Raw genomic sequence first — 12,009 nt, forward strand, 5'->3', positions numbered from 1 at the left:
TTGACGCCAGTGCCTTGGAACGCGTATTGGAACCAGTCGACGAAGCACGAAAGACAGCCACAAATTTCTGCAGTTGTCTTTCTGACCTATTGATGCTGCTCGGCGAGTTCGCATCCTCGGATGAGCAGGCTTTCGCCTGCTTCGAGATGAAGAGGGATGATGCGATTGCGGTATCTGAGCTTCGTTCGAAGCGGCGACTGGGCCAGTATGGTGGCTTCGGCAAGATTACCACCTTGCCAGTGGATGTCGACCCGGGCGTTGCCTTGAGCCTTAAGTCCGGTGATTTTGCCGGTTGGCCACTTCGCGGGAAGCGCGGGCAGGAGATGAATCTCGCCGGCATGGCTTTGCAGCAGCATCTCGATGATGGCTGCCGCTCCGCCATAGTTGCCGTCGGCGACGAAGATGTTCGACTCCGCTCCCGCGATGCCCGCCTTGGAGTAGGTGAGCATATTATCGAAGCACAGATCGCTGATCAGGTAAGCGACGTTCTCATAGGCTCGCTCGCCGTCGTGCAGCCGGGCGAAGCTTGCGGCGAACAGCGCCAGCGTGAACTCCACATCCTCGAAGCCGTCCTCGCGCTTGCGGGCGATCAGCGTTCGCCGCGCCGCTTCGCTGAACGCCGGCGTGCCGTCCGGCGTAATCTCGGCGCCGGGATAGAGGCCGTACAGATGCGCCAGATGGCGGTGATCCGGCTGTGCCTCCTCGTAATCTTCCAGCCATTCTTGCAGCTTGCCGTCCGCTCCGATCTGCAGCGGCGGAAGTAAGGCGATCGCTTCCTCCAGCCGCTGACGGAACGCCGGTTCGTCGCCGAGCTTCGCCGCCGTCGCCAAGCAGAAGCCGAATAGCTCGCGCACGAGCGACTGATCCATCGTCGGCCCCATGGACAGCGCATGGCTAATCCGATCGCCACCTCGCATGTAGAAGCTGTTCTCCGGGGAATTGGACGGTCCCGTCACGAGCCAGCCTTTCTCAGGATGAACGACCATGTAGTCTAGGAAGAAGCGAGCGGCTTCCTTGAGCACCGGGTAGGCTTGCTCCCGCAGGAACGTCTCGTCACGGCCATATTCGTAATGCATCCGTAGATGCATGGCCAGCCATAATCCGCCCGTCACATTCAGCCCCCATGTATAGTACCAGCCTGGAGCGGTAAACCCCCATGCATTGGAGAACACGTGCGCCGTCCAGCCTTGGCAGCCGTAGAAATCGGCCGCCGATGCACGCCCCGCCTCGGCTAGCTTCCCGATATATCTTAGCAGCGGCTCGTGACACTCCGCCAAATTCGCCGCCTCCGTCGCATAATAGTTCATCTGCGTGTTGACGTCGAGGTGATAGTCGCAGCTCCACGCCATTCGGTTCGCTTCCCCGTCGTTCCACAGTCCTTGCAAATGCAGCGGAAGCGGCGAATCCGAGCGCGATCCGGAGATCGTCAAATACCGGCCGTACTGAAGAAAGAGCGCAAACAGCTGCGGATCGTTCCCACCCCCGTCCCCATCTTTGCCGAGCAGGCGAATCCGTTCGTCGGTTGGCAGCGCCTCCCGCTCCGTACGTCCGAAGTCCGCTTCTACTCGCGCATACAAGGAACGGTACTCGCGCACATGAGCATCCAGAAGATCGCTATAAGCTTTGGCGGACGCTTGCTTGACTGCCCCTAGCGCCTCCTCCTGCCAAGCTTCGTCATCGCGGCTGTAATCCGTCGCTACGCCGATGTAGATCCATACCAGATTCGCCCCGCGAACTACCAGCTCGTCCCCGTATGCCTCCACAATCCCGCCATCGGCAACAATCTTGACCGCGCCGGAACACCGGACGCCGCAGGTCCCGTCGCTGTGCATCGTCTCGACTGCTTGACCGCTGAACCGAATGTACCCTTCCGGATCGGCCCATGCCGCGAATCGCTCCGTACGACCCTTCAGACGGAGCACGAAGGTGATTCCCCCCGGATGGTCGCTTCCGATTCGTGCCGCGAGTACGCCGTCCGGATGGCTCGCGAATAGTTCGAAGTCGCGCCCTGCTCCCGCACGTTCAACCGTTGCGCGATAGACCGCATTCTCCAGATCAAGCATCCGCTCGACCCGTCCTTCCCCGCCTTCGAACGTGATACGGACGTCGCACATCGATAGATGGGTGCCGAAGTTCCGCTTCTCCGCCTGCAGCAGCTGCTCCGCGAGCGCCTCGCCCTGCGTGTAATCTCCTTGAAAGAACAGTTCCCGCATGCGGTCAAGATCCACACGGCCACGTGAGATTGTCTGCGTACGCTCTTCCCGCCCAGACCAATACGTCGATTCCGTCAGACACCAGGTTTCTTCCTCCGCGCTGCTGATCAGAACTGCGCCGATCCGGCCGTTGCCGACCGGAAGACCTTGCTTCCAGCTGGCCGCCGCGGTGTTATAGGTTAATCGCATGCCATTCATTGTCATCCTCATCTCACCCGGTATTCATCAAAATAGTGCGGCAAAATATCCGTCGACGCGCCCGAGCGCTCCGGCAGCCGATACAAGCCGTTCATCAGGATGGCCGGCAGCGCCGCGCTGTAATAATAGCAGCCTGCTGTCCGGCCAAGAACAGCACGGCCGAGGCAATGTCATCAGGCTCCGCCAACCGGCAAAGCAGCCAGACGGCCGAATGTTTGCGTTGTGCGCTGCACTAGACGAATTACCTCCGCCTCTTGCGCGACGTCGCAACGGACGAACAGAGCTGACGGCATGCCACCATCCCGATTACCATATTGCCGATTGATCCGCTCGGCAGCTTGTTCGCCTACCGTCTCGCGCAGTTCAGCAATGACGACAGATCCACCTTCCGCGACGAACCGATGTGCGCAGGCTTCTCCGATGCCCCTGATCCCGGGCGCATCCGCTTCCTTTTCGCGTGGGCATATCGTATCATGATCCCTAGCGCAGCGTATTTGGTAGCGCATCCAAAAAGTTGACGCTTCATCCGGTAAATCCAGTCAATTGATTCATCTCGAGGGGAGAATAATGCAATGCGGACATTAGCCATGCTGACGCCGCACGTCGGCGATTCCATGCCCTACCTCTATGACGGCAGCTCCAATGAAGGCTTGCGCATATGCAGCGTCTTCGCGTTCCATTTGTTCACGGACGGACCCGGCGAGATGGAGATTGAAGGCGTCCGCTACCCGATCGAGAAGCGCACGCTGATCTTTCTCCGCCCCGGTCAGCCGCACGCCTTTCACGTTTCGCCCGCGCATCCGCTTGCCTCGCATAATTTATATTGCGACTTATGGGACAACAGGACGCCTGTCTCCCGCCACCGCACGTTCATTTACGCGCCGAACCCGTTTGGTCTGTCCGAAGTATCGGTCTCGCATCCCTGCCCGGAACTCGACGCGCTTCCTGGCGTCTTCTCCCTGCAACCTTATCCGCATCTCTATGAAGCTTTCTTGCATATCGTTCGCCAGTATAATGAAATAACGGATTACCGGACAGAGGCGGTCAACAGCTTGTTCTACGCATGGCTGCTCAGCTGGCATAATGTGTTTCATGCGAAGGTGCCTCGCGATTACCGCATTGTGCGGCTGATCCGGATGCTCGAGCTTCAGCCGGAGCGGCGCGAGTCCGTGGATCAATGGTGGCGGCAATGCGGCTTGAAGCGAACGCACTTCCATGAACTGTTCCTCCGGGAGACCGGCATGACGCCGAAAGCTTATCAGCATCGGCTGATCATGCGCCGGGCCGTCTATTTGATCCAGGAGAGCGAGCTCAGCATTACGGCGATTGCGGAGAAGCTCGGGTACCCGTCGATTCATCCGTTTACGAGGCATTTCAAGGCTTATTATGGCATCAGCCCGAAGCAATACCGCCTAGACCCGCGCGCTGGAGCGAGCTTGAGAGAACGGACATGAAAAGACGCGAGAACCCAATAGCTCGTCATGCCGGTCTGAGAAGGCGCTGACAACCCGAATAGCCCGTCATGCCGCTTTGATAAGCCGCGGAGCCCGTCATACCGCTCTGAGAAGCCACGAACAGACCCGAATAGCCCGTCATGCCGCTCTGGCTTGACGGGCTATTCAACTTGAAGGCAGTTTAGCAGACAGCCGCTAACCGGTTACCCGATTAGCCGATACCACGGCAGTCTGGCGAGCGGCGCTTCAACCTCGCGTGTGCATGGTCCTGATACTACGGAGCCGTCGTCGCCCTGCCACGTACCTGGCGGGAACGCGACGAGGCGGCTTCGCGCACCTTGCTCCAACACAGGCGCCGCGAGAATAGTATCGCCGAGCATGAACTGATCCGTCGTACGCTCGAATCCTTGGCCGGGGAACACATAAGCCATGTGCCGGATGATCGGCTCGCCCGTAAGCGCGGCATGCTTGGCAAGCGTGATAATCTCGCTGCCGAGCGCGCGGTGCAATTCGCCTGCCGCTACGCAGGCTGCCAAATGCTGATCATCCAGGACGCGCCATGGCGCGGCAGAGAACTGCATCATCGGGAAGAGCGCCGAACATTGCGCATACCGGACGAACAGCTCCTGTTCGACCTGACGGTCCGGCTGATTCTCGACGTCGGCGATCTGCCCGCCTCCGATCATATCCGGGCAAGCGAACGCGTACCCGGACAGTCCTTGCGCCAAGCCGTTCGGGACGAGCGATGCCAGTCCGTCCGCGCCCCAGCTGTGGTTCTTGTCCGCCAGACGCTGCACGAGCGGCCGGCCGGCGCTCTTCCAACATGCGCGGTACTCGTTCAATGCATAACGCAACCCGACTCGCGCCCACGCTTCGCAATGACCGTTCGGATGAACAGGCTCACAGCTCCGATCGTCGGCGCGATAAAATTGGGGATCGCCGGCATCGAGCTTGAAGCCGTCGATGCCATACTCGTCCATAAGACGCGCGAGTTCGCCGTGGAACCAGCCGACCGCCGCTTCGTTCGTGCAATCCAGCACGGCGCTATATCCATTCCACCAACGACGAATCGCAATTTCGCCTTTCGCGTCCCGAAGCAAGTAATCTTGGCGTTCCAGGAATCGAAAATTCGCCGCATTGTCGGGACTGACGAACGGACATGTCCATAGCATTACCTTGAATCCCATCTCGTGCAGTCTCCGGCACATCGCCTTCGGATCTGGGAACCGATCGCGGCGAAACGTCCAGACGCCGTAATCTTCCATCCAATTGTCGTCGATCATGAGAATTCCCGGCGGCAATCCATTGCTCAGCACGTCTTCGGCATACCGGAGCACCTTCTCCTGCGTCGGTTCGTACTGCAGCTCGATCCACAGATTATACTGCGGCGCCGTGAAGAATAGCGGATCCGGCATGTTGCCGTCCGGCGCGAAATGCGCGCTCGCGGCGGCGCGGAAGGCTTCCCGCAAGCTGCCGAAGCCTTCGCGAAGCTCCACGCGTCCCGTGTCGCATTCGACCTCGATGCGGCCTTGCTCGAAGACGTACCGAATCGGCTCCTCCGACCAAATATAACGGCCGCGGCTGGATAAGAGGAACGGCACCGCTTGATTGCTTCGCCCATCGCGAATCAAATCTCTGGCATGATTCTCCTCGCCGAGCGGCATCCGGATCCCGTCTTCGATATCCCCGCCCCACCAACACTCGCCATCTAGACGATCTACGATTATCCGCTTGTTACTCATCATCCACGCTCCCTCTTCTGACGCTATCCGCGCGAAAAATGGCTTTCCGTGACCTTAATGATAGGCTAGAATCAAAGTGGACGATACAGCCGTTCGTGCGCGATAGTTAAACAATCTTGCTGTTAAGGGAGGCGCAATCAACCACATGGCAGCTGAAGGGCATAACCAATACATGATGTTGTTAAGCGACCTCTATCCGTTCAATATGTTCGTGCCGGAGCCATCGGCAGGGACGCTCTTCCCGCCGCACTGGCACGAGGCTTGCATGGAGATGATCTACGTCACCGAAGGGACAGCAGAATTTCGGATCGGCGGACAGCAATACATCGTCATGCCGGGCGATCTTGTGTTCATCGCTGAAGGCACAATCCACAGCGGTTACTTGACGGACGGCATTCCGCAGTATTACACGATCTTGCTGGATCGTTCGCGCATGGTATACGCCGATACGGGCAATCTCGCCTATAGCGCGTTGTTAACCGGGCGATTGGATTTACCGGTAATCCTGCGATCCGGCGATCCCCATTATGAATCGTTGACATCCGTAGTCGCGACTGTCATTCACGAATTTACGCACCGCGAGCTCGGATTCGAGCATGCCGCGAAGTCGCAGCTGCACCTTCTGCTCGCTTATCTCGCCCGCTTCTATAGCGCTTCGTCCGCCCCGAGCGCACATGGGCAAATTGCCGCCAGCCGCCGAATCGAACGGATCAAATCGGTCATCGAGCACGTTGAGCGGCATTATTCGGAGCCCATTACCGTCGGCCAAGCCGCTGAGATCGCGGCGATGAGTCCGTATCACTTCTGCCGTGTATTCAAGGAGGCCGTCGGACGGACATTCAACGAATACGTGCAGCTCTTCCGCATCGCCAAGGCAGAGACGCTCATCCGCGACACCGACCTGCCGATCACCCTCATTGCGGATCGCTGCGGCTTCGGCTCCGTCCACTACTTCGACGAGCTGTTCAAGCGCTATCGCGGCCTGACTCCTAGCCAAGTCCGCAAGAACGCGCCATAAACCCCCGATTGCCGCAATCGGGGGTTCGTCCGTTTTTTGCTTCGCGCTTCTCACCCTTTCGTCCCGCCCTGAAGGCCGAAGCCCTTCGACATGAAGCGCTGGGACAACACGTACAGCACGATCGACGGTATTGCGTACATGACGGAGAACGCCGCCAGCTTGCCGTAATCGGCCATGCCGTATTGGCCGAAGAACTGATAGATTTTCAGCGAGGCAGGGAAGTTCTCCGGCGATTGGAGCAGGATGTACGGGACGAAGAAGTTGCCCCAGCTGCCCGAGAATGTGAAGATCGCGACCGTGCAAATGCCCGGAATCATGAGCGGCGCGACGACTTTGCGAATGCCCACGAACACCGACGCGCCGTCGATCCATGCCGCTTCTTCCAGCTCGGACGGCACGGAATCCATGAAGTTCTTCAGCATCCAGATGCCGTAAGGCATCGCCGAAGCGACGAAGAACAAGACGACGCCGAATATGTTGTTGTACAGCTTAAGCGTCAGAAACAGCTGATAGACCGGCACCATGACCGCCGTGATCGGCAGCGACGTCATGAATAGAATCGTCAGCATGAACGGCTTCTTGAACCGCAGTTGATACCGCGACAACGGATAGGACGCGAGCAGTCCCAGGATGACGACGATGACGGCTTGGCCGCCGGACATCAGCAGCCCGATGAGGAACGCCCGCTGGTTATCCGGATTCGTCAGCACGCTGACATAATTGTCCCCCGTCAGCCGGGTCGGCATCTTAAGCGACTGCATCGCATTCGAGTCGACGGAGGCGACGAGCACCCACAGCAAGGGGAGCACGAAACAGATGCCGATGAACGCCAGAATGACGTATGGCCAAATTCGAAAAACCCATTTTCGCTGGATCGCATTCATAACGGTCGTTCTCCTTGTCGGTTTACTCTTTCATCGAACGAATGTAGAACAGGCTTAGAATGACGCCGATCAGCAGCAGCAGCAAGGAAATCGCGGTGCCGTAACCGAGCTGATAGTTCACGAACGCCTGATTGTACATGAAGATCGGCAGCGTCGTCGTCGACGTCCCCGGACCGCCTCCGGTCATCGCGTAGATGAGCCCGAATACGCCGAGCGTCTGGAGCGTGACGAGCATCATGTTCGTCGTGATCGTATCCTTGATATAGGGGAGCGTGACGCGCGTCAAAATCTGCCATTTTGACGCGCCGTCCACGACAGCCGCCTCTTCAATCTCGCTTGGCACATCGTCGAGCGCGGCCTGGAACACGAGCATCGAGAACGCGGTCCCGTGCCAAATATTCGCCAGAATGACGGTGACCATCGGAATCGTATACAGCCATGTGACGGTCGAGAACCCGAACGATTGCAAGATCGCGTTCAACGTCCCCTCGTCCCCGAAGAAACTGTACAAGCACAGCGCGCAGACGATCTCCGGCGTCACCCAGCCCGCCAGCACGATCGTCCCGATGATGCGGCGAAACCACCGGTTCTTGTGTTTCATGAGCAGCGCGATCAGGAATCCGAGCACCTGCTGGCCGATGACGGCCGATCCGATCAAGAACACAAGCGTGTTCCATATGCTCGAACGCACCGTCGGATCCTCGAACATGCGCGCGTAGTTATCAAGGCCGACGAAGTTCAGCTCCTTGGCGGCTTCGCCGGTGAGCGCCAGATTGGTGAAGGAATAGAACACCGTCAGCAAGATCGGATAGATGAAGAACACCAGCATGATCGCGACCGACGGAAGCAAAAAATAAAGCCACGTCCACGTCTTCCTTCGTTTCGCGGGCGCGGCGGCGGCTATACTGCTCATCTCGCGCATCCTCCCTTCCGGCATCTGATACAAATAAGGCTTGCCCAAAGCGCCGCTTGCGGCAGCGCGTCAAGCAAGCCGGCCGTCTTACTTCTCCACGATTTTGTCCTCGCCGACGATGCGAGTCACGTCCTGCGCGTACTTCTTCGCGGCTGCTTCCGGCGACGTGCCTGTCGCGACGGATTCGACCATCGTCTGGATTTGCGTCGATACTTCCGGATATTTGTCCTGCGCGGGACGGAACTCCGCGTTCTGCAAGTACTCGGTTGCGATACCGTTGAACGGCATTTCCGTATAGCCAGGGTCCTTCGCTACGTCGGCGCGGACGGTAATGTTGCCGGCGGCGATGACGAGCTTCTGCGTATTTTCTTTGTTCAGCGCGTATTTGATGAAGTTCCACGCTTCGTCCTTGTTCTTCGCGTTGCTCGGAATGGACAGCGCCCAACCGCCCGCGAGCGTGATCGAGCCCGGCGCTTGGCCTTTGCTCGTCGGCATCGGCGCGAAGCCGAGCACATCCTTGTACTCCGGCCAAGGCGCCGCGCCGTTCTCCAAGTAGTTGCCGGTAATCCATGAACCGTCCAACTGGATCGCCAGCTTCCCTTGCGGCAAGTACTCGCGGGATGCCGTGTTGCCCGCTTGCCCGTTCAACACCTTCGACAGCGGCGGACCGAGCTTCTCCTTGTTGACGGTCTGAACGAAGCTGAGCGCGTCGATAATGCCTTGGCTCTTCGTAATCCATTTGCCGCTCGCGTCTTCGTACAGGCGCTCACCCGTGCCGTAGAGCAGCATCTCGTACGTCTGCATAGACGTCGCTTCCCCCGTCGCCTTGCCCATATTCATCCAGATCGGCACGACATCCGGCAGTTTCTCCTTGATCGTGCGGGCGGCGTCCAACACCTCGTCCCAATTTTTCGGCTGCCAATCCTCGGGAAGCCCCGCCTGCTTGAAGAGCGTCTTGTTGTACCAGAGACCGCGGGAATCGGTATTATACGGGACGCCGTATACTTTGCCATCGCTCGCGGTGACGCCTTTCTTCATCGCCTCGATGAACGAACCGTTCGACCAGTCCTCCCACTCTTTCAATCGGTCGTCCAGCGGCTCGAGGAAACCTGCGCTTGCATCCGAGTTCAGGATGAACGTATCTTCCGTGACGATATCCGGGGCGGTATCCTTGGACTTCAGCGCGAGCGCGATTTTGGCGAAATAATCGCCTTCGGACGCCTGGATCGGCGTCGGCTTGATCTCCACGCTCTTGTCCGGATAGCTCTCCGACACCGCCTTGATCCATTGGAACAGGACGCCTTTCTCGCCGATGCCATCGTCGCGGTATGTAATTGTAATGACCTTCTTGGCCGCATCGCCCTCCGTTCCGCCGTCTCCATTCGTTTTGCCCGCATTCTCGCCGCCTGCATTCCCCTTATTACCGCTCGTCCCCGAATTGTTCGTATTCGGCGACTTGCCGCCTTCGTTCCCCGCGCTGCCGGAATTGCCGCCATTGTTCGAACAGGCGAACAGCAGGGTTGTACACAAGACAAGCGAGGTTGTTACCGACCATAGTCTCTTGCCGTTCTTCATCGCGTGCCCTCCCTCTTTCTCTTCTACCAGTTACTTACATATATGCATCGAAAAACACGCCGTTTGAAGCGCTTACATCGCTGCATACTAAAAGATATTGAACGTTAACAGCGATTATTCGCGATAAATATACGACTTCGACTATGATTTCGCGCCATTGTACGCAAATGACTAGACACCGTGTTCTTGCGGGATTTACCGCAAAATAAAAAAAGCCGGAAGCATTGCGCTTCACGACCGTGTGTCTGCCTTGCGACTATTGTTCGATCGGCTGGATAACATACCTTCGCTATCCAGTCCGCACATTGGCTATATCGGGAACGCCTCGTCCTTCGACACGCGCACCATATCTGCGGGGAAACTCTTCTTGAAATATTTCTCGACGCGAACATGTATGTCCCCTTCATACCAATCCTCCAGCCCGTTCGCCTCAAACACTTCCGGCATGCCCAGCCGCCGCGAACGCCGGCCCATCGAGCCGTCGCCGATATTGAGCGTGTCGATCCAGATGCGGTCGACGATGCCTGCCAGTCGCTTCGGGAACTCCGGCGTAAATGGCAGTACCGGCGAAATCGCCGCTTGCGTCGCAATTCCCGCTTCATGCAGTTCTCGCAGCGCCTTCAGCCGCAAGGAGATGCCGGGCGCGTACGGAGCGAACAGCCGCTTCATGTCCTCCCGGTCCGTCTCAACCGTCATCGAGACGAGGACGCTGCACATGGCCTTCAATTGCACGAGAAGATCCATATCCCGCGTCACGAGCGGACTACGCGTCTGAAGCTGAATCAGGTCGGGCGGCGCTTCGAGCATCGCTTCCAGAATTCCCCTTGTGATCTGCGCCTTTCGTTCGATCGGCTGATAGGGGTCCGTCGCGGAGGACATGAAGAGACGGACCGGTTTATTTTTGCTTCGGAGGCGGCTGATTTCCTTGCGGTATAATTCGGCGGCATTGGTCTTGACCTCCACCCATTCTCCCCAAGGGATATCCTTGAAACGCTGGATCGGCATCTCTCGCACATAACAATAGGCACAGGAGAACGCGCAGCCGCTATACGGATTGAGCGAATGGGTGAATCCGACGTCGAGGTACCCGCTTGTCTGGCTCATAATGGTTTTGGACACGATTTCTTTGATGTCGGCGGCCATCGCTGCTTATCCCCCTTTCGCCATGGGTTCAGACATTCGTGCTTCGACCCTTATCATAACATGTTCGTGAATAGGAGTTGAAACGCGCTGTGCCCTCGACTCATCATGGGGAGTACTGCATATCCCGCACGACCCACGCTTCTCCTTCGGCTTTCGTGAGCGAGATTCGCACCTCAACGGTACGTAGACTCCCTCTCGCCTTCAAGTTGAACGCGGCTTCCCCGCTCCCGTTCGTGTAACTTACACTCCCCGTTGGCAGCAGCCCGAATGTGATCGGCTCTCCTGCCACTCGTTGAATCTCTGCTTGCTGGCGGATATAGTCGGTGGCAACCCGGTAGGAACTGTCTTGTTTCATAATGGTTATGACGGAGGCGAACATCGCGAACGCGACAAAGGCGAACGAAGCGACAACCGCCGCAATGATGCCCGTTACCGGCCGCTTCCTCTGAAGCGCGTACACATCGGTACGCATCAGGCGGTCTCCGATTTTCCGTTTGCTGCGAGACAGCAGCAGGAAGAACAGCTCGGCCGGCAAGAGGAACGTGAAAGCGTTGCGGAGGATCCGTCTCCCTGCCTTTGGCGGCTGCCCGCCTTCTTCCAATACGGCAAGCCCGAAGATGCGTTTGCCGACGCTTCTGCCCCCGACGATATCTTTGCAGAGATAAAGGATGAATGCCACGATCATGATCGGAGCGAAGGAAGCGGCGCCGAAAAAGCTCGTCTCCCCTTCTCCAAACAAGCCGAGCAGCAAAATCCCCACTCCCAACGCAACGACAAGAATAAGGAAATGATCCAACAAAAAAGCGCCGGCTCTCTTCCACAGCGGCGCTTGCGGCAAACGATGATCCATCGATAACAACCCTTCCTAT

Annotated in this window: 10 protein-coding genes; 2 read left to right on the top strand and 8 right to left on the bottom strand. The window is 58.0% G+C overall.

The window, feature by feature from the left end; translation table 11 throughout:
- Positions 1-86: 86 nt before the first annotated feature.
- On the bottom strand, positions 87-2,417 hold the full coding sequence (locus ACFFSY_RS19850) for a glycoside hydrolase family 95 protein (RefSeq protein WP_377497249.1): 2,331 nt from the start codon (positions 2,415-2,417) through the stop codon (positions 87-89).
- A gap of 167 nt (positions 2,418-2,584) precedes the next feature.
- Complete coding sequence (locus ACFFSY_RS19855) at positions 2,585-2,917, bottom strand: SDR family oxidoreductase (protein WP_377497251.1); 333 nt, start codon at positions 2,915-2,917, stop codon at positions 2,585-2,587.
- 66 nt (positions 2,918-2,983) lie between these two features.
- Between ACFFSY_RS19855 and ACFFSY_RS19860 the strand changes: the two genes are divergently transcribed.
- Positions 2,984-3,865: a helix-turn-helix transcriptional regulator gene (locus tag ACFFSY_RS19860; protein ID WP_377497253.1), complete on the top strand. Its 882-nt coding sequence runs from the start codon at positions 2,984-2,986 to the stop codon at positions 3,863-3,865.
- Positions 3,866-4,068: 203 nt separating this feature from the next.
- On the opposite strand, the gene ACFFSY_RS19865 is transcribed toward ACFFSY_RS19860, so the two are convergent.
- The gene (locus tag ACFFSY_RS19865; protein WP_377497255.1) at positions 4,069-5,610 is read right to left on the bottom strand and encodes a glycoside hydrolase family 31 protein; all 1,542 of its coding nucleotides are present in this window, start codon (positions 5,608-5,610) and stop codon (positions 4,069-4,071) included.
- Positions 5,611-5,752: 142 nt separating this feature from the next.
- On the opposite strand from ACFFSY_RS19865, the gene ACFFSY_RS19870 reads away from it, so the two are divergent.
- The gene (locus ACFFSY_RS19870; protein ID WP_377497257.1) at positions 5,753-6,625 is read left to right on the top strand and encodes a helix-turn-helix domain-containing protein; all 873 of its coding nucleotides are present in this window, start codon (positions 5,753-5,755) and stop codon (positions 6,623-6,625) included.
- A gap of 50 nt (positions 6,626-6,675) precedes the next feature.
- On the opposite strand, the gene ACFFSY_RS19875 is transcribed toward ACFFSY_RS19870, so the two are convergent.
- From ACFFSY_RS19875 to ACFFSY_RS19895, 5 genes are all read right to left on the bottom strand, one after another.
- Positions 6,676-7,509, bottom strand: coding sequence for a carbohydrate ABC transporter permease (locus ACFFSY_RS19875; RefSeq protein ID WP_377497259.1), 834 nt, complete (start codon positions 7,507-7,509; stop codon positions 6,676-6,678).
- Positions 7,510-7,531: 22 nt separating this feature from the next.
- A complete protein-coding gene (locus ACFFSY_RS19880) occupies positions 7,532-8,422 on the bottom strand; it encodes a carbohydrate ABC transporter permease (RefSeq protein WP_377497261.1) in 891 nt (296 codons plus the stop codon).
- 87 nt (positions 8,423-8,509) lie between these two features.
- Positions 8,510-9,997, bottom strand: a complete 1,488-nt coding sequence (locus ACFFSY_RS19885; protein ID WP_377497264.1) for an ABC transporter substrate-binding protein — start codon at positions 9,995-9,997, stop codon at positions 8,510-8,512.
- 309 nt (positions 9,998-10,306) lie between these two features.
- Positions 10,307-11,140, bottom strand: a complete 834-nt coding sequence (locus ACFFSY_RS19890; RefSeq protein ID WP_377497266.1) for an SPL family radical SAM protein — start codon at positions 11,138-11,140, stop codon at positions 10,307-10,309.
- Between the two features lie 103 nt (positions 11,141-11,243).
- Complete coding sequence (locus tag ACFFSY_RS19895) at positions 11,244-11,990, bottom strand: RDD family protein (protein ID WP_377497267.1); 747 nt, start codon at positions 11,988-11,990, stop codon at positions 11,244-11,246.
- Between the last annotated feature and the right edge of the window lie 19 nt (positions 11,991-12,009).

This window comes from Paenibacillus aurantiacus, from assembly GCF_042431225.1.
Lineage (GTDB): Bacteria > Bacillota > Bacilli > Paenibacillales > Paenibacillaceae > Paenibacillus_Z > Paenibacillus_Z aurantiacus.